This window comes from Phytohabitans aurantiacus (genome assembly GCF_027923225.1).
GTDB classification, from domain to species: domain Bacteria; phylum Actinomycetota; class Actinomycetes; order Mycobacteriales; family Micromonosporaceae; genus Phytohabitans; species Phytohabitans aurantiacus.
The window spans coordinates 26,154-43,593 of record NZ_BSDI01000048.1; the positions used below are offsets into that span (position 1 = coordinate 26,154).

Annotated in this window: 17 protein-coding genes and 1 riboswitch; of the genes, 11 read left to right on the top strand and 6 right to left on the bottom strand. The window is 70.6% G+C overall.

What is annotated here, in order from left to right; genetic code table 11:
• Nucleotides 1-3 precede the first annotated feature (3 nt).
• Nucleotides 4-768, top strand: coding sequence for a 3-oxoacyl-ACP reductase (locus QMG73_RS34745; protein ID WP_281902909.1), 765 nt, complete (start codon nt 4-6; stop codon nt 766-768).
• 8 nt (nt 769-776) lie between these two features.
• Here the strand turns inward: QMG73_RS34745 and QMG73_RS34750 are convergent, their stop codons facing one another.
• Nucleotides 777-1,160: a RidA family protein gene (locus QMG73_RS34750; RefSeq protein ID WP_281902911.1), complete on the bottom strand. Its 384-nt coding sequence runs from the start codon at nt 1,158-1,160 to the stop codon at nt 777-779.
• A gap of 179 nt (nt 1,161-1,339) precedes the next feature.
• Here QMG73_RS34750 and QMG73_RS34755 point away from each other — a divergent pair, with 179 nt between their 5' ends.
• The 4 genes from QMG73_RS34755 (at nt 1,340) to QMG73_RS34770 (ending at nt 7,436) form a co-directional block, all read left to right on the top strand.
• Nucleotides 1,340-2,185, top strand: coding sequence for a TauD/TfdA family dioxygenase (locus tag QMG73_RS34755; protein WP_281902914.1), 846 nt, complete (start codon nt 1,340-1,342; stop codon nt 2,183-2,185).
• On the top strand, nt 2,182-3,015 hold the full coding sequence (locus QMG73_RS34760; protein ID WP_281902916.1) for a PAS domain-containing protein: 834 nt from the start codon (nt 2,182-2,184) through the stop codon (nt 3,013-3,015). The genes QMG73_RS34755 and QMG73_RS34760 overlap by 4 nt, the downstream gene beginning before the upstream one ends.
• A gap of 67 nt (nt 3,016-3,082) precedes the next feature.
• Complete coding sequence (locus QMG73_RS34765; protein ID WP_281902917.1) at nt 3,083-3,799, top strand: gamma-glutamyl-gamma-aminobutyrate hydrolase family protein; 717 nt, start codon at nt 3,083-3,085, stop codon at nt 3,797-3,799.
• Between the two features lie 61 nt (nt 3,800-3,860).
• The gene (locus tag QMG73_RS34770) at nt 3,861-7,436 is read left to right on the top strand and encodes a SpoIIE family protein phosphatase (protein WP_281902919.1); all 3,576 of its coding nucleotides are present in this window, start codon (nt 3,861-3,863) and stop codon (nt 7,434-7,436) included.
• Here QMG73_RS34770 and QMG73_RS34775 read toward each other — a convergent pair.
• Complete coding sequence (locus QMG73_RS34775; RefSeq protein WP_281902921.1) at nt 7,423-7,722, bottom strand: STAS domain-containing protein; 300 nt, start codon at nt 7,720-7,722, stop codon at nt 7,423-7,425. The genes QMG73_RS34770 and QMG73_RS34775 overlap by 14 nt on opposite strands.
• A gap of 73 nt (nt 7,723-7,795) precedes the next feature.
• On the opposite strand from QMG73_RS34775, the gene map reads away from it, so the two are divergent.
• Together map and QMG73_RS34785 are read left to right on the top strand one after the other, a co-directional pair.
• A complete protein-coding gene (map, locus tag QMG73_RS34780) occupies nt 7,796-8,653 on the top strand; it encodes a type I methionyl aminopeptidase (protein WP_281902923.1) in 858 nt (285 codons plus the stop codon).
• On the top strand, nt 8,650-9,366 hold the full coding sequence (locus QMG73_RS34785) for a VIT1/CCC1 transporter family protein (protein WP_281902925.1): 717 nt from the start codon (nt 8,650-8,652) through the stop codon (nt 9,364-9,366). Before map ends, QMG73_RS34785 begins: the two co-directional genes overlap by 4 nt.
• Nucleotides 9,367-9,940: 574 nt before the next feature.
• Here the strand turns inward: QMG73_RS34785 and QMG73_RS34790 are convergent.
• From QMG73_RS34790 to QMG73_RS34805, 4 genes are all read right to left on the bottom strand, one after another.
• Nucleotides 9,941-10,660: a nucleotidyltransferase domain-containing protein gene (locus tag QMG73_RS34790; protein ID WP_281902927.1), complete on the bottom strand. Its 720-nt coding sequence runs from the start codon at nt 10,658-10,660 to the stop codon at nt 9,941-9,943.
• Nucleotides 10,661-11,117: 457 nt separating this feature from the next.
• The gene (locus tag QMG73_RS34795) at nt 11,118-11,888 is read right to left on the bottom strand and encodes an energy-coupling factor transporter transmembrane component T family protein (protein WP_281902929.1); all 771 of its coding nucleotides are present in this window, start codon (nt 11,886-11,888) and stop codon (nt 11,118-11,120) included.
• Nucleotides 11,889-12,027: 139 nt separating this feature from the next.
• On the bottom strand, nt 12,028-13,377 hold the full coding sequence (locus QMG73_RS34800; protein ID WP_281902930.1) for an ABC transporter ATP-binding protein: 1,350 nt from the start codon (nt 13,375-13,377) through the stop codon (nt 12,028-12,030).
• 49 nt (nt 13,378-13,426) lie between these two features.
• Nucleotides 13,427-13,999, bottom strand: coding sequence for an ECF transporter S component (locus QMG73_RS34805; protein WP_281902932.1), 573 nt, complete (start codon nt 13,997-13,999; stop codon nt 13,427-13,429).
• A riboswitch (TPP riboswitch) is annotated at nt 13,999-14,112 on the bottom strand. Its footprint overlaps the gene before it by 1 nt.
• A 191-nt stretch (nt 14,113-14,303) precedes the next feature.
• Here QMG73_RS34805 and QMG73_RS34810 point away from each other — a divergent pair.
• The 4 genes from QMG73_RS34810 (at nt 14,304) to QMG73_RS34825 (ending at nt 17,407) form a co-directional block, all read left to right on the top strand.
• The gene (locus QMG73_RS34810; protein WP_281902970.1) at nt 14,304-15,245 is read left to right on the top strand and encodes a permease; all 942 of its coding nucleotides are present in this window, start codon (nt 14,304-14,306) and stop codon (nt 15,243-15,245) included.
• The gene (locus tag QMG73_RS34815; protein ID WP_281902934.1) at nt 15,242-15,961 is read left to right on the top strand and encodes a TIGR03943 family putative permease subunit; all 720 of its coding nucleotides are present in this window, start codon (nt 15,242-15,244) and stop codon (nt 15,959-15,961) included. Before QMG73_RS34810 ends, QMG73_RS34815 begins: the two co-directional genes overlap by 4 nt.
• A gap of 7 nt (nt 15,962-15,968) precedes the next feature.
• Nucleotides 15,969-16,718, top strand: a complete 750-nt coding sequence (locus QMG73_RS34820; RefSeq protein ID WP_281902936.1) for an SIS domain-containing protein — start codon at nt 15,969-15,971, stop codon at nt 16,716-16,718.
• 203 nt (nt 16,719-16,921) lie between these two features.
• Nucleotides 16,922-17,407, top strand: a complete 486-nt coding sequence (locus tag QMG73_RS34825) for a DUF6328 family protein (RefSeq protein ID WP_281902938.1) — start codon at nt 16,922-16,924, stop codon at nt 17,405-17,407.
• Nucleotides 17,408-17,440: the final 33 nt, after the last annotated feature.

The window sequence follows — 17,440 nt, forward strand, 5'->3', positions numbered from 1 at the left end:
CACATGGAACGGCTGGCGGGGCGGGTCGCGGTGGTGACCGGAGCAGGGTCGGGCATCGGGCTGGCCACCGTGCGGCGGCTGAGCGCCGAGGGGGCGCTCGCAGTCTGCGTCGACGTCAACGAAGACGCGGGTAAGGCGGCCGCGGACGAGGTCGGCGGCGAGTTCGTGCGGTGCGACGTCACCGACGAGGAGGCGGTGCGCGCGCTCTTCGACGGGGTGGCGGAGCGGCACGGCCGGGTCGACATCGCGTTCAACAACGCCGGCATCTCGCCGCCGGACGACGACTCGATCCTGGTGACCGGGCTGGACGCCTGGGAGCGGGTCATCAAGGTCAACACCACGAGCGTCTTCCTGTGCTGCAAGTACGCGATCCCGCACATGCAACGGCAGGGCAAGGGCTCGATCATCAACACCGCGTCGTTCGTCGCCCTCATGGGCGCCGCGACCAGTCAGATCGCGTACACGGCCAGCAAGGGCGGCGTGCTGGCGCTGACTCGGGAGTTGGGCGTGCAGTTCGCCCGGGAGGGCATCCGGATCAACGCGCTCTGCCCCGGGCCGGTGGCGACACCCCTGCTCCTCGAACTCTTCGCCAAGGACCCGGAGCGGGCCGCCCGGCGCCTCGTACACGTGCCGATGGGCCGGTTCGCCCAGCCGGAGGAGATCGCGGCGGCGGTGGCCTTCCTCGCCAGCGACGACGCGTCGTTCATGACCGCCGCGCAGTTCGTCGTCGACGGCGGCATCACCGGGGCGTACGTCACCCCGCTGTAGGGCCTGCCTTAAGGCGCGACCGCGATCGCGTCGATGGCGATCCGCTTGCCGCCCGGCAACTGCACCACGGCCGCGGTGCGGGCCGGCGGGTCGAGCGGGAACGTCTCCGCGTAGACCTCGTTGATCGCGTCGAAGTAGGCCAGGTCGGTGTAGAGGACCGTCATCCGCACGATGTCGGAGGCGGTCGCCCCGCCGGCTCGTACGGCCGTCAGGAGGTTTGCGAACGCCTGGCGGCACTCGGTCTTGAAATCACCGCCGGGCAACTCCAGCGTGAGCGGGTCGATTCCCGTCTGCGCGGAGACGAAAAGCAGGCCACCCGCGTTTACGACGGGCCGGTACGGGCCGAGCGCGGGCAACGAATCCACGCCGTTGTGAATCATGTCGCTGATCAATTCGGCACCTTCTGTCAGGGGAAATGCCTCTGAAAAAGATCGTCTCTCGCGGCCCGAGACCCAAGCGCGGTCAGGCTATCAGCTATCAGTGGTCGACGTACGGTCAATTGCTATCGGTCGAAGTGTTCCCTACGCTGGGTTAACCCATTCGGAAAAGGGGAGGCGATGTGGTCGGTGCCGTGGACTATTCCTGGCAGGTTCCCTATACCGATGATCATCATGCTCTCGCCAACCAGATAATGCGTGGCCTCGATGGCTTTCCGGGATTCGCCCTGGTAAGCGGCGTGCCGGTCGACGACCTGACTCCGGAGCAGGCGTGCGGGTTCGCGCCTGAGCTGTTGAAGTCGGTCGGCGACCCGCTGCTCCAGGGGCCGGAAGGCGCGATGTCGCTGGGGTGGCTGGTCCGCGACGAGGGCAGTTCGCGGTTCCGGTCCGACGGCACCTACCGCCCCGGGATCTACACGTCCAAGTCCGCCGACGACCTCGACATCCACAACGACGGTGCGATGAACCCGCACGGGCACGAGGTCGACATGTTCGGCCTGCTGTGCCTCGGCACGGCGTCCGCCGGCGGCGAGTCGACACTGATCCGCACGCCAGCGGTGATCGAGGTGCTCCGCCGGGAGTTCCCGCGCGAGTTCGAGCGGCTCTGCCAGCCATACGCGTTCGAGCGGTCGCACGTGGCGCAGAGCGGTCAGGCACCGGTCATGTGGGCACCGATCTTCGACCTCGGCGGGGCCCGCCCGCGGGTGCGCTGCAACCGCCAGCGGGTCGAGATGGCACCGGCGATCACCGGGGTGCCGCTCGACGCCAGCGATCTCGCGGCGCTCGACGCGCTCGACGAGGTGTTGGGGCGGCGCGACCTTCAGTACAAGCTCACCCTGGCGCGTGGCGACCTGCTGGTGGTCGACGACAACGCCGTGCTGCACAAGCGCGGCGCCTTCACCGACGACCCGGCGGCGGGGCAGCGGCGCTGCCTGGTCCGGGTGTTGCTGGCGCGCCATGCGGCGGGAGGGCAAGCGTGATCACCGAGATCGTCAGCGCCGTGCTCGGTGCGAGTGCGGCGGCGCTCGTCACCCATTTCGTCGGCCGTTCCCTGTCGCCGAAAGAGGTCACGCTGACGGGGCAGGCGCTCGTGGAAATGGCGGACTATCCGATCAAGGTCGGTAGTAACGGCCTGTTGCGGCTCGACATGCCGTCGTTCGAGCGGGTGTGCCAGGAGTTGCTCGTCCACTACAACCCGCGGGCGGCTATCGACCTGCTCTATCTCGCCGAGCACAATCGCAACGTCGTGGAGCGTTCCGCCAACGCCGTCCTGCTGCTCGACAAGCTGCGCAGTCGATACCGGAAGAAGCTTCGCCAGCTCGTCGAGCCGCAATCGTTGGCCGCCCAGCGCCAGCACATGCTCCAGCAGTTTCAAAAGATCACCGCGGGCCTCGGCGACACATTCGCGGGCGTACCGATCGAGTTCGTCCTGCACGACACGCGCGACCCGTTGCATTCCGTCATCGTCATCAAAAATTCGATCACCGACCGGAAAGATGGCGACCAGGCGTCCAGCTTCGGCGAAGACGTGATTCACGCCTACGCGACCAACAAGTGGGCCGGTGTCCGCCACTCGTACCGGCTGCGCCACCCGAAGAACGGCCGTGAGGTCAAGGCGACCACGATCTCCCTCGAAGACCGCACGCTGGGGCTCGTCGCGTTCCTCTGCGTCAACATCGACATCGCGCGGCTTTCGCCGGATTCGCCGGAGCTGAAGGACCTGGCCGCCAAGTTGGTGGCCACCCCGGGCGGTTGGGGCGCGCAGGTGTTCAAACTGCCGGTTCAGCGACCCCCTACCGCGGTGCCCTGAACCGTCCGAACGGCTCTCGCCAGGCCGTTCGGCTCGCGCTGACCATGGCGCGCGATAGGTTGGGAGCATGAGGCGCCCAGTTATTGGCCTGACCACGTACGCCGAGGACGCGAAGTTCGGCATCAACGACACCCTCTCGGCGGTGCTCCCGCTCTCGTACGTGCACGCCGTGCACGAGAGCGGCGGTCGAGCCGTACTGATCACGCCCGACGCGCCCGACGTCGACGTCCTGGAGGGCCTCGACGGCATCATGTTCACCGGCGGCTCCGACGTCGACCCCGGTCTCTTCGGCGAGGCGCCGCACCCCACGACCAAGGTCAACCCGAAGCGTGACGTCGCCGAGCTGCTGCTCCTGCGCGCGGCCATCGACATGGACCTGCCGCTGCTGGGCATCTGCCGAGGGCTGCAACTGATGGCCGTGGCGTACGGCGGCAAGCTCCACCAGCACCTCCCCGACGTGCTCGGCCACGACGGGCACCGGCCGACCAGCGGACCCAAGTTCGGCCACCACGGGGTACGGGTGCTGCCCGGCTCGCGCGCCCACTCGATCCTCGGCGACGAACTCGTCGTCAACTCGTTCCACCACCAGGGTGTGCGCGACGTCGGCGGGCTCGAGGCGGTCGGCTGGTCCACCGGCGACGACCTGGTCGAGATCGTGGAAGACCCGCGGCGCACCTTCGCGGTCGCCGTGCAGTGGCACCCCGAAGACACGAGCGACTTCCGGCTCTTCGACGCGCTGGTCGAGGCCGCACGCGCCCGCCGCACGGTGTCGGCCGCTCGCTAGTTATGTAGGCGCCCCGATCGGGTACTAGCTCCGCAGGAGCCGATCTTCCCGGGGAGCCAGTATGGGGTCAGCGAGTACCGCGCCGGTCCCGGCCGGACTCGCCGTCGCCTTCGACCGTGGGGGCGACATGGGCGCCCTCATGCGGGCCCACGACTGGGCGGCCACCGCCGTTGGCAGCCCGGACTGCTGGCCAGTTCCGCTGCGCAGTGCGGTCAGCATGCTGCTCGCCTCGCGCACCCAGGCGGTCATGTTCTGGGGGCCGGAGCGGGTCGCTTTTTACAACGACGCGTACCGGCCGACGATCGGTGACAAGCACCCGCACGCGCTCGGCGCGCCCGCCCGGGAGCACTGGGCGGAGCTGTGGGACGTGCTGGATCCGCTGCTCACCAGCGTCGAGCGCTCCGGCGAGTCGTTCTGGGGCAGGGACCACCCGTTCCGGCTCGACCGGCGCGGCTTTCTGGAGGAGACGTACTTCGACATCTCGTACGACCCCGTGCGGCTCGACGACGGCTCGGTCGGCGGGGTGCTGTGCATCGTCAGCGAGACCACCGGACGGGTACTGAGCGAACGCCGGCTGCGCACGATCAGCACGCTGGGCGCCGGGCTGGCGGAGCTGACCGACCGGAGCGGGCCGGAGTTCGGTGCCGAGGTGTGCCGCCTGCTGTCGGCCGAGCCCGCCGACGTGCCGTTCGCGCTCCTGTACCTCGACGGTGCCCTGGCCGGCGCGTGCGGCGTACCCGAGAAGCACCTGCGACAGGCGGCGATGCCGGACCCGTTCGCGGGCAGCCTGCACGCGGCGGACCTGCTCTTCGAAGCTCCCGAGTCCGCCGCCGAGCGGGCGCTGGTGCGGCCGGTCCTGGCCGGCGGGCAGCCGGTCGGCGCGTTCGTCTTCGGGGTCAACCGTCACCTGGAGCTCGACCAGCCGTACCGCGACTACTTCGACGTGCTCGCCGACCAGGTGTCGCGCGGGGTCGCCAACCTGCGGGCATATGAGTACGAGCGGGACCGCGCCGCCCAACTCGCCGCCCTCGACCGAGCCAAGAACGACTTCTTCGCCAACGTCAGCCACGAGTTCCGCACCCCGCTCACGCTGATCCTCGGTCCCGCCGAGGACATGCTCGCCGCCGACGACCTGCCGGTACAGCATCGGGAGCCGGCGGAGGTCATCCACCGCAACGGCCAGCGGCTGCTCAAGCTGGTCAACACCCTGCTCGACTTCGCGGCGATCGAGGCCGGCCGCCTCCAGGCGGCCTACCGTCCCACCGACCTGAGCGCGTTCACGGCGCGGGTGGCGAGCACCTTCCGGGGCGCCGCCGAGCGCGCCGGCCTGCGCCTCGTGGTCGACTGTCCACCGTTGACCGCTCCCGTCTACGTCGACCGCGACTCGTGGGAGAAGGTGCTGCTCAACCTGCTGTCCAACGCGGTCAAGTTCACGTTCGCGGGCGAGATCGTGGTGCGGGTGCGGACCGAGCGCGGATCCGCCGTGCTGACCGTGGCGGACACCGGAGTCGGGATCGCGCCGGACGAGGTGCCGAAGCTGTTCGAGCGGTTCCACCGCACCGTGGACGCGCGCGCCCGCAGCCACGAGGGCACCGGAATCGGCCTCGCGCTGGTGCGCGAGCTCGTGACCATGCACGGCGGCGCCGTGGGCGTGTCGAGCGAGCTGGGCGCGGGCAGCACGTTCACGGTCACTGTGCCGTTCGGCACCGGCCACCTGCGGCCCGACAGCATCATCCACCGCGCCATCGACTCGGACCCGCAGATCGCGCCGCTGTACGCCAGCGAGGTGACCTGGTGGTCCAGCGGCACCGACAGCGGGGAAGCGGGCGGGGAAGGCGGCCACATCCTGGTCGCCGACGACAACTCCGACCTGCGCGACCACCTGGTCCGGCTGCTGTCCCCGTACTGGCGGGTGACGGCCGTGCCCGACGGCGAGGCCGCGCTGGCGGCGGTGCGCGACCGGCCCTTCGATCTTGTCCTCGCCGACGTGATGATGCCCCGACTGGACGGCCTGGGCCTGATCGCCCGCCTGCGCGCCGACCCCGCGACCAGCCACCTGCCGATCGTGCTGCTCTCCGCGCGGGCCGGCGACCAGGCGTCCGTCGAGGCGCTGGCCGCGGGAGCGGACGACTACCTCATCAAGCCGTTCGCGGCACAGGAGCTGGTGGCCCGGGTGCGGTCCACAATGGAACTGAGCCGGCTGCGCGGCCAGCTCATCCGCCAGCTCCGTGCCCTGGCCGACGCCGCCGTCGCGATCGGCGCGGCACAGTCCACAAGCGAGGTGGCTCGGCTCGCCGCCGAGCACGGGCAGCGCATGGTCGGCGCCGGCCGCGTCGTCGCATCCATTCCGGGTACTCGGCACGAGGTCGACGCGGGCGGTGCCGGCCCCGATACCCCGTCTTCCCCGGTACCGCTGGTGGGCAGCGGCGGCGCCACGTTCGGGCAGCTGCGCGTGTGGCCCCCGGTGGCCGACGAGTCCGGGCGGGCGCTCCTCGCCCAGCTCGGCCGGCTGGTGGGGCTGCGGCTGGAGAACGCCCGGCTCTACGAGGCGGAGCACCGGATCGCCACCACGCTCCAGCACAGCCTGCTGCCGCAGACGCTGCCGACGGTGCCGGGCGCGATCGTCGCCAGCCGGTACCTCGCGGGCAGCGCCGAGGCGGACGTGGGCGGCGACTGGTACGACGTGATCCCGGCGGGCGACGGCGAGCTGGTACTGGTGATCGGCGACGTCGTCGGCAAGGGCGTACAGGCGGCCGCCGTCATGGGCCAGATACGCAACGCGCTGCGGGCGTACGTGCTGGAGGGGTTCGATCCCGGTGCCGCGCTGACCCGGCTGAACCGCCTGCTCGGCTCGACCGGACGGCGCGTGTTCGCCACGGCGGCGTGCCTGCGCTTGAACCCGCGTACCGGACGGATGCGGCTCGCCAGCGCCGGGCATCCGCCACCCCTGCTGATCGATCCGGACGGCGGCACCGCGCTCCTGCACGACGAGGCCCTGGGCCCACCGGTGGGCGCGATGCCGGAGGCGATCTTCCCCACCCGCGAGGGCCACCTGGACCCGGGCGCGCGCCTCCTGCTGTACACGGATGGCGCCATCGACGACCGGCGCGGCGGCATCGACGCCGGCACGGACCGGCTGCGCGCCACCGCCACGCGCCCGTACGACCACGTCGAGGACATGCTGGACGCGGTGCTCGACGAGGCCACCGGCGTACCGCGCCGGGACGACATCGCGCTGCTAGCCGTCGAGGCGACCGAGATCGACCGGTTCGGGCTGGTGCTGCCGGCCGATCCGACCAAGCTGTCGGTGCTGCGCCGCCGGCTGGAGTCCTTCCTCGTCGCGCACGATGTGCCGGAGGACGAGCGGTTCGACCTCGTGGTGGCGGTGTCGGAGGCGGCGGCGAACGCGATCGAGCACCCCGTCGACCCAACCGAGTCGAGGATCGCGGTGCGCGCGGAGATCCGGGGGCCGGAGGTCGTGGCGGTCGTGCGAGACAGCGGCCAGTGGCGGGATTCGGCCGGTGCCGGGCTCCGCGGCCGGGGGCTCGTGCTGATCGGGGCGCTCGCCGATCTGGCGGTGGACCGCACCGATCAAGGCACGGAGATCACCATCCGCCGCGTGTTCAAGGACGGCTGAGCCAGCCCTGGTCGCCGAGGCCGGCGATGTCGAGGACGCGGCGCACCGCGTGCGAGGGGAGTACGGTCATCGCTTCCGGGTACCGGCCGGTGAGCCGGATCAGGGCGTGGATGCCGGCCGAGTCGAAGAAGGTGACGCCGGTCAGGTCGAGCGTCAGTTCGCGGACGCCCTCGGGGGTCGCCGCCTTGTACATGAGGTCGGCCGTAGCCATGTCCACCTCGCCCGCGACCCAGACGGTGACTTGGTCACCCGCCTGACTCACCCGGGTGGAGAACTCCTGATCCACGCACTCACCGTTTCACATCGCTTGTCATGCGGCAACCATCGGGGGTACGGTCGGCGGCGCTAGGGTGGATGCCATGAACGTCCGCGCCCCATTGGTGCCTGGCCAGCTCTCGCCGTGGCGCCAGGTGCCCGCCCAGATCGTCCGTCCCGAGTACGTGGGCAAGAAGCGCCCCCGCGAGTGGCGCGGCTCGCATGTGCAGACCCCCGAGACGATCGAGAAGATGCGGCTCGCGGGGCGGCTCGCGGCGCAGGCCACGCAGCTCGCCGGTGAGCACTGCAAGCCGGGCGTCACCACCGACGAGATCGACAGGGTCGTCCACGAGTTCCTCTGCGACCACGGCGCCTACCCGTCGACACTCGGTTACAAGGGCTTCCCGAAGTCGTGCTGCACCAGCCTCAACGAGGTCATCTGCCACGGCATCCCCGACACGACCGTGATCGAAGACGGCGACATCATCAACGTCGACGTCACAGCGTTCATCAACGGCGTACACGGCGACACCGACGCCACGTTCTGCGTCGGTGAGGTGTCGGAAGAGGCCAGGCTGCTGGTCGAGCGCACGCACGAGGCGATGATGCGCGGCATCCGCGCGGTCGCGCCGGGCCGTCAGCTCAACGCCGTCGGCAGGGTCATCGAGGCATACGCGCGGCGGTTCGGGTACGGCGTCGTGCGGGACTTCACCGGGCACGGCATCGGCGAGGCGTTCCACAGCGGGCTGTACGTGCCGCACTACGACAACCCCCAGCTCGACGTGATCATGGAGCCGGGGATGACGTTCACCATCGAGCCGATGATCACGCTGGGCACGCACGAGTACGAGATGTGGCGCGACGGCTGGACCGTGGTCACCAAGGATCGCCGGTGGACCGCCCAGTTCGAGCACACCATCGTGGTGACCGACGACGGGCACGAGATCCTCACCCTTCCGTGACCGCCGACAGACCGGCGGCCATCCACTCCGACCACCACGCCGACGTCTCCGGCGGCTGGCTCCGGCCGGCCGTGTTCGGCGCCATGGACGGCCTCGTCACCAACATCGCGCTGATCGCCGGCGTGGGCGGTGGCGGCGTATCGTCGCGCAACATCGTGCTGACCGGCGTCGCCGGACTGGTCGCCGGGGCAATATCGATGGGCCTCGGCGAGTACACGAGCGTGCGCACCCAGAACGAACAGGTGGCCGCCGAGGTGGCCAAGGAACGGCGCGAGCTCGAACGCTTCCCCGAAGCCGAGGCGCGCGAGCTGGTCTCCCTGTGGACCAAGCGCGGGCTGCCTCGCCATCTCGCCGAGCAGGTGGCCGACATCCTGAAACGCAACCCCGACGAGGCGCTGCGCGTGCACGCCCGCGAGGAGCTGGGCGTCGACCCGGACGAGCGCCCCAGTCCCTGGGTCGCGGCCGGCTCCTCGTTCGTGTGCTTCTCTGTCGGGGCGCTGGTGCCGCTGGCAACATACTTGGTGGGCTTCGACGCGCTGTGGCTCGCGCTGGCGGTGGGCGGGGTAGGACTATTCGTGGCGGGTGCGCTTGTCGCCCGCTTCACCAACCGCTCCTGGCTGGGCAGCGGCCTCCGCCAACTCCTTCTCGGCGCGGCGGCCGCGGCGGCAACGTACGCAATCGGCTCCCTAATCGGCGTAACCGGCCCCCTGTAACCCCTCCCTCACCGCGCCCGGCGCGACGCCGCCCTCCACGCCCGGCCTCTCCCTGCGCGCGCTTCGCTCGCGCGCAGCGTCGCTCTCTGCGCGCGGCCCTCGCGCGGCTCGCTCTCTGCGCGCGCCCCTCGCGCGGCTCGCTCTCTGCGCGCGGTCCTCGCGCGGCTCGCCCTCTGCGCGCGGCCTCGCTCGTGCGCGGCTCGCCCCCTGCGCGCCGATCAAGGGCGATTGCACGTGGTTGGATCTCTCTTCCGCGTGCATATGCCCTTGATCGATGGGCTTGCCCTTGATCGGCGAGCGCCGCCGCGGTCTGCGGCGGGTCTGGGGCAGGTTCGCGGCACTTGCGGCCGAGGTGGGCGGGCGATTCGCCCCCTTCGCACCAGCGCGTAGCAATGCCGCTGGCAGATCTTGGAGCTGCAGCGTCGCTGGGGCGACGGTAGCGCTCCAAGATTCAGACGCTGCGGCGTCTGTGGCGATCTGCTGCCCCTGCAGGGGCAGCAGATCGCCACAGTCTCGGCCGCCGCCACCGCGACACCGGCGCGTTCGGTACGCCGGGCGGTGCCGGCGGGCCTCGCTACTCGAAGAACTCGCCGACGGTGGCGTCGACCGGGCGACCGCGGGCGGCCAGGTCGTCGGACTGGGCGCGCAGTACCGACCCCAACTCGGTCATGTCCGCGCCCGCGAGACCCGTCCGCTTGACCGCGTCGGCGCTGTTGCGGAAGTACGTGCGGGACAGCAGCCCCACCACCATCGACGCGCTCAACCGCGCCTCGCCGATCATCAGCATCGCGGTGTCGGTGTCGTACCACTGGGTGAGCCGGATCGCGCGGGCGTGCGCCGAGGCGGCCCGGCACCACGCCTCGCGCGCCAGCGTGCTGAACTCCGCCGGTCGCGCGTCCGCCAGCCGGCTCAGATGGGTGTCGCGCAGCTGTTCCAGCCACGCGTCCGGATCGTGAATCGGTTTCGTCGTCATGTACCGGTCGGCGGCCAAGGGCCACGACGTCGACAAGGTGCGTGCGTGTTGCAGGTACTGGTCGGCGCCGATCACGCTCAGGTCCACCAGCACCCCATCGACCCGCCGCGTCACGGGGCGCGGCCCGCTGCCCGGCCGGTAGGTCACCACGATCATGTCAACGTCGCTGGTATCGGTGTCGTCGCCGTGAGCCAGAGACCCGTGTACCCCAACCGCGAGTACGTCCGCCGGATATCGGTGGCGTGCCGCGTCGGCCACCAGCTCGGCCACCACCCAGCGCGGATTACCGCCGTCCCGCCCATCGCCCCACACAGCGGTCATTGTCGACCAGCGGAGGCGCCGCGTCAGCTATGTGGGCCCCGCCCACTTCCACGTCGTCATACATAAATGGTCCCGCCCCCACACCCGCCACGGCGGATCGCACGCTTTTCGTGGCACATAACCGGGATCTGGTCCATCGCGCGTCCCCCCGCCTCCCAGCGGCGGCGATCAAGCCCCGGCAGTCACCGCGAATGCGTCGCGCGGCCCGCCGCCGATCAAGGGCAACCCCATGGATCAAGGGCAAACGCACGCGGAAAAGAGATCCAACCACGTGCATTCGCCCTTGATCGACGAGAAGAGAGCCCGCGCGGGCGCAGCGCGGCCCACGGGGGCCGCGCTGCGCGGGGGCAGCGAAGGGGCGCGGGGCGCGGCGCCCGTGATCATTGCGTCATTCAAGGCGTTCTTACGACTTGAATGACGCAATGATCACGGGCGGGGGCGGGGGTGGGAGGGGGAGCTAGAGGAGGGGGCGGAAGGTGCCGGCTGCTACGGAGATGGCCAGGATGGTGGCGGCTACCGCCACGGTGGCCACGATCAGCGCGGCGTCCGCCAACCGGAAGTGCTGGACGCGGGCGTGCGTGCGGGTCATGCCTGAGTCGAAGCCGCGCGCGTCCATGGCGATCGCCAGCCGGGTGCCGCGCCGGATCGCGCCTACCAGCAACGCGAACGACGTCGACGCGAAGATGCGCAGCGCGGCCAGTGGGTTGCGGCCGGCGTCGATGCCGCGGGCGCGGCGGGCCAGTGTGAGCTGCTGCCACTCTTGCCGCATCAACGGTGCCAGCCGGAACGCCGCCAGCGCACCGATCGCGAACCGGTGCGGTGCGCGCGCGTTCTGCACGAGGGCGTCGGCGAGGTCGGTCGGGTCGGTGGACGCGAACACCAGCACGCCTGGCAGGGCGATAGCCACGACGCGCAGCGCGAGGCCGAGTGCGGACGTGAGCACGCCGGTCGTCACCAGTATCGGGCCGGCCTCGAAGAGGTGGTCGCCGCCGCGCTCCGCCGCGAACAGCACGATCGTCACGACCACGCCGAGCGCGCTCACCAGCAACGGCCACGCGCGCCGGGCCAGTGTGCCGTAGCTCAGCCCGAACAGCGGCACCAGCGCCAGCTCGATCGCGATCGCGATGGCCGGCGTCAGAGGGTCGAGCGTCACGACCAGCGCGAGCGTGAACACCAGCGCCGCCGCCAGCTTGGCCACCGGATTCCGCCGCGCGAGGAGCCCGGTCATGCGCCGCCTCCCGCACCCGCAAAAGGGGGAGCAGAGCGAGCGCCAGCCAGCGCGCTCACAGCGTCACCGTGCGGTCGGCGAGAGCTTGGACGAAGTCGCGGTCGTGGCCGGCGTAGCGCAGGTCTGCCAGCTAGCGTGGTCACAGGGTCACCGTGCGGTCGGCGAGAGTTTGGACGAAGTCGCGGTCGTGGGTGACGGCGACGATGCCGTGGCCGGCGTCGCGCAGGTCTGCCAGCAGGTCGACCAGCTCGATCCACGTGCGACGGTCCTGGCCGAACGTGGGCTCGTCCAAAACAAGGAGGCGTGGCGCCGCGGCCAGCGCCGTCGCCACGCTCAGCCGCCGCGCCTCGCCACCTGACAAGGTGTACGGGTTCGCACCGGCGAGCTGGTCCAAACGCAACCGTCCCAATAGTACGTCCACAGTGGATGGATCGGCACCGATGGCGAGTTCATCGTGGACACGGGCGGTGACGAACTGGTGCTCCGGGTCCTGAAAGACCGATCCTATGCGCCGTGCCAGCGTGCGCGCCCGCCAGCGGTGCGGGGGAGTGGCCGCCTCGGTGCCGGCCAACGCCTCCGTCGCCCGTACCCGTCCATTGTCGGGCTTGAGCAGGCCGCCCAGCAGAAGGGCCAATGTGGACTTGCCGGCGCCGTTCGGCCCGAGGACCGCGAGCGCCTCGTTCTCCAGTACCGTCAGGTCGACGGCGGCCAAGCGGTCGCGGAGGGCGACCTTTTCCGCGCACAGTAACGCCTTTCCGGGCGCGCGAACCGCGCGTCGCGGTGGCACCGGATGTCCCGGCACCCACACGCCCTCGGCGGCGAGCCGGTCGCCGTGCTCGGTGAACACCTTCTCGGGTGGGCCGTCCGCGCGCACGCCACCGCCCGGCTCCAGCACCACCACCCGGTCGACGAGTGGCAGCGCCTCCGCGACCCGGTGCTCTACCAGGATCAGCGTGCTGTCGGGGTCGAGCGCCTGGGCGAGCGCGCCGCGCACCAGGTCGGCGCCCTCGGGGTCGAGGTTGGCGGTGGGCTCGTCGAGTAGCAGCACGTCTGGCCTGAGCGCGAGGGCGCCGGCGAGCGCGAGCCGCTGCTGCTCGCCGCCGGACAGGGCCGCGGTGTGGCGGTCGCGGCCGTAGGGGAAGCCGACCCGTCGCAGCGCCTCGTCGACGCGTGGCCAGATCTGGTCCGGCGGTATGCCGAGGTTTTCCAGCCCGAACGCCACGTCGTCGCCGGAGCGTGCCATGACGAGCTGTGTCTCGGGGTCCTGGAAGAGGATGCCGGCGCGCCCGTCGACGTCGACGGTGCCTTCCCGTTCACCGGAGTCGGCGGCGAGCAGGCCGGCGAGCGCGGCGAGCAGCGTGCTCTTGCCGGCGCCCGAAGGCCCGAGCAGGAGTACCCGTTCGCCGCGCTCCACCCGCAGGTCGAGATCGCGCAGCGCCCACCGTTTCCGGCCTGCGTGCCGCCACCCGAACCCGCTGAGCTTGATCACTGAGTCTGATGCCTCGCTCCGCTCGGGTCGTTCACGCGCGCATTAGGGCCTAGACCGTGACGCGGTCGCGGCCCGCCGGGAACCGGTCCAGCACGCCGGTCTGCGCGAGCGCGCGGGTCAGCGCCCAGGCGCCGCCACCGGCGATGACCGCGGAGCTGAGCACGACGAGCGCGCCGTACGCCCACTTCCAGCCGGTCGACGTGTCGGGGTAGTAGTTGATGACGTCGAGGAGAGTGGCCGCGCCACCGGCCAGCGCGCCGCCCACGATGGCGGTCGGCAGCCGCCACTGCCGGTACCCGGTGGCGGCGAACGCGAACTCGCCCGCCGCACCCTGGAACAGCCCGTACAGCACGGTGAGCAGGCCCCACGGCGAGCCGAGGAGCGTGGAGACGAGCGCGGCGACAAGTTCGGTGAAGATGCCGGCGCCCGGCTTGCGGATGACGAGCGGGCCGAGCACCGCGGGCAGCAGCCAGACGCCGTAGATGAACGCGCGGCCCGGCAGCGGGATCGCGTTGGCCGGGCCTTCCCAGAGCAGGCCCCAGGCCCAGAAGATCACGCCGAACGCGACGCCGAGCACGGCGGCGACGACGATATCGACGGTGCGCCATCGAGTAGGTGACATGTGACATCCTCCGGACTCCCTGCGCTGGCATTACCCAGATCAGGTTCGAGGGTCTGCGTGCCGCGTCATCGCCGGCCGCACTCTCAGCGCTGTGCGCTCCCCTGTCGGTTGTTCTCGCCAACGTTACACCGCAGGCCAGGTGCGTTACTCTCCTGCCGTGACCTCTGTCGACCCGGAGACCCAGGAGGCGCGGGAAGCAACAGGCCAGGAGGCGCGGGAAGCAACAGGCCAGGAGGCGCGGGAAGCAACAGGCCAGGAGGCGCGGGAGACGAAAGAGGCGCCGCGGCGGCTTTTCGGCGACCGGATCGGCTCGGTCGAGGTGCTCGCGGTCGTGCTCGTCCTGCTGGTGCTCTTCCGCAATCCACTGGCCGACGCCATCTCCAACCCGCGACTGCAGACCTGGACCACGGTGTTCGTGTCCGTGATGGTGCAGGCCGTGCCGTTCCTGGTCTTCGGCGTCGCGCTGTCGGCCGTGATCGCGGTGTACGTCCCTCGGTCGTTCTGGTCCAAGGCGCTCCCCAAGCACCCGGCTCTCGCAGTCCCCGTAGCCAGCGGCGCGGGCGTGATCCTGCCCGGCTGCGAGTGTGGCGCGGTGCCGATCGCCGGTTCGCTGATCCGGCGCGGGGTCACCCCAGCGGCGGCGCTGGCGTTCCTGCTGGCCGCACCCGCGATCAATCCGATCGTGCTCACCGCGACGGCGGTCGCGTTTCCCAACAACCCCGAGATGGTCGTCGGCCGGGGCGTCGCGAGCCTCATCGTCGCCATGATCATGGGCTGGCTCTGGCTGAGGCTCGGCCGCGCCGACTGGATCCGCCTGCCGCACCGGCCCGACCTCGACGGGGTGCCGCGCGGGCAGGCGTTCTGGGCGGCGGTCCGGCACGACGTGGTGCACGCGGGCGGGTTCCTGGTGGTGGGCGCGATGGCGGCCGCGACAATCAACGTCGTGGTGCCCGAGCGGTGGCTCCAGACGCTCGCTGACAATCCGGTCCTGTCGATCATCGCGCTGGCGGTACTCGCCGTGCTGCTGTCGATCTGCTCGGAGGCCGACGCGTTCGTGGCGGCGTCGCTGTCGCAGTTCTCGCTTACCTCGCGGCTGGTGTTCCTGGTCGTGGGGCCGATGGTCGACCTCAAACTGATCTCGATGCAGGCCGGTGTGTTCGGGCGGCGGTTCGCGTTGCGGTTCGCGCCGTCCACGTTCGCGGTGTGCATCCTGATCGCCGTGGCGGTAGGGGTGGTGCTGCTGTGAACCGGCAGGCTCAGGCGGTCGTGATGCTGCTTTTCGGCGGCGCGGTGGTGAAGGCCAGCGTCACCGACATGTACCTCCGGTACGTCAAGGAGGGGCTGCGGCCGTTCCTGATCGCGGCGGGCGTACTGCTGATCGCGGCAGCGGTCATGACCCTGTTCTACGACTTGAGAAAGACGGCGGATCACGATCACGACCATGGTGACGGCAAGCCGCACCGCGAGCCGCGCGTCGGCTGGTTCCTGATCCTGCCCGTGCTCGGCCTGCTGCTCGTGGCCCCGCCGGCACTTGGTTCGTACGCCGCGGGCCAGGCGGGCACCGCGCTCTCCAACCAGCAGCAGATGTCGGACTATCCGCCGCTTCCCGAGGGCGATCCGGCGCGGATCACGGTGCTCGACTACGCGTCGAGGGCGGTCTTCGACAAGGGCACCTCGATCGGTGACCGCCGGGTGCAGCTCACCGGGTTCATCGCGGAGGGCGCCGACGGCCATCCGATCCTCGCCCGGATCATCCTGTCGTGCTGCGCCGCCGACGGGCGACCGATCAAGGTGGGCATGTCGGGTGACGCGCCCAGCGGGCTGGCCGCCGACACGTGGGTCGAGGTCGTCGGCAAGTACACCGACCGCACCGCCACCGACCCCGTCAACGACGAGTCCATCCCGTTCATCGAGGTCGAGTCGTGGCGGCAGATCGATCCGCCGAAGCAGCAGTACGAGTAGGGCGTAAATGATTTTGAGCGCGGACGGCTACCTGAAGGTCGTCACCGAGACCATCGACCGGGTCGCCAGCGGCCAGCGCTCCGAGGTAGGCCGCGCCGCGGAACTGATCGTGTCGGCGCTGCGCGCGGGCGGCGTCGTGCAGGCGTTCGGCACCGGGCACTCCGAGGCGCTGGCGATGGAGATCGCGGGCCGGGCCGGCGGTCTCGTGCCCACCAACCGGATCGCCCTGCGTGACCTGGTGCTGCGGGGTGGCGAGCCGGCGAGCATCCTCGGCCCCTTCCTGGAACGCGACCTCACGGTGGCGCACAAGCTGTACGCGCTGGCGCCCATCGAGCCGGCCGACGTCTTCGTACTCGCGTCGAACTCCGGCGTCAACGGCGCGATGGTGGAGTTCGCGACCCTGGTCAAGGAGCGCGGGCACGGCCTGATCGCGATCACGTCGCGAGAGCACTCGGAGCGCGTGGAGTCCCGCCACCCGTCCGGTCGCAAGCTCGCTGACCTCGCCGACGTGGTGCTCGACAACGGCGCACCATACGGCGACGCCACCCTGCCGCTGCCCGGAGGCGGCGCGGTGGGCGCGGTCTCGTCGATCACCGCCGCGCTGCTCGCCCAGCAGATCGTGGTCGAGGTGGTGCGCCGGATGATCGAGGCGGGGGAGCGGCCACCGGTGTACCTCTCGGCGAACATCCCCGGCGGCGACGCCCACAACACCGACCTGGAAGCCCGCTACGCCGGCCGCATCCGCCGCGGGTCGTAGATCAAGATCTTCTGAGCTACCGCGACGTTCGTCGCGGTAGCTGCCCGTTGCTCCCGCGGCCTCACCCCGCGCGTCCCCACGCCCCGCGGGGGTTGACCGTGACCCGCGGACGGTGAGGCCGCGGGAGCGACGGTCTGGCGCGCCGCGGACGTCGCGGTAGCTCAAAGTTTGATCAGCGGCGGTTGCGGGCAGTTCTCTGGACCGTGGAGGAGGAGACCGAAAAACAGCGCTGGGACCGTAATTTCGCCGATCTGCTGCAGGAGTTGCGCGTCGCGCAGACCGGTGTGCAGATCCTCTTCGCCTTCCTGCTGATCCTCCCGTTCAGCGCCGAGTTTCCGAAGGCGACCGGTTTCCAGCGGGATGTGTACGTGGTGGCGCTGCTCGCCGCGGCTGGCTCGGCCGCGCTGATCATCTCGCCGGTGGCGTTTCACCGGGCGCTCTTCCGGCTCGGCCGCAAGCCGGAGCTGGTGCGTTTCGCGCACAGCATGGCGACCGGCGGGTTGGCGTTCACGTTGGTGGCGATGGTGGCGTCGGTTCTGTTGATCACCGATTTCCTGCTGTCTCGCCCCGTCGCGCTCATACTCAGCGGGGCGACCGCGCTGTGGTTCCTCACGTTCTGGGCGTTCCTCCCCTTCTTAAGGCGTAACTGGACCGATGAACCCCTACCACCGGGTAATACTCGCCGGTAGCGTGGGACACGTCACAGCACTCGGGCAAGGGGG

What these genes read in the sequence shown, in the direction of transcription:
- QMG73_RS34820 (WP_281902936.1), top strand. Translation starts at nt 15,969, where the DNA reads ATGATTTTGAGCGCGGACGGCTACCTGAAGGTCGTCACCGAGACCATC.
- QMG73_RS34765 (WP_281902917.1), top strand. Translation starts at nt 3,083, where the DNA reads ATGAGGCGCCCAGTTATTGGCCTGACCACGTACGCCGAGGACGCGAAG.
- QMG73_RS34770 (WP_281902919.1), top strand. Translation starts at nt 3,861, where the DNA reads ATGGGGTCAGCGAGTACCGCGCCGGTCCCGGCCGGACTCGCCGTCGCC.
- QMG73_RS34745 (WP_281902909.1), top strand. Translation starts at nt 4, where the DNA reads ATGGAACGGCTGGCGGGGCGGGTCGCGGTGGTGACCGGAGCAGGGTCG.
- QMG73_RS34795 (WP_281902929.1), bottom strand. Translation starts at nt 11,888, where the DNA reads ATGACCGGGCTCCTCGCGCGGCGGAATCCGGTGGCCAAGCTGGCGGCG.
- QMG73_RS34805 (WP_281902932.1), bottom strand. Translation starts at nt 13,999, where the DNA reads ATGTCACCTACTCGATGGCGCACCGTCGATATCGTCGTCGCCGCCGTG.
- QMG73_RS34790 (WP_281902927.1), bottom strand. Translation starts at nt 10,660, where the DNA reads ATGACCGCTGTGTGGGGCGATGGGCGGGACGGCGGTAATCCGCGCTGG.
- map (WP_281902923.1), top strand. Translation starts at nt 7,796, where the DNA reads ATGAACGTCCGCGCCCCATTGGTGCCTGGCCAGCTCTCGCCGTGGCGC.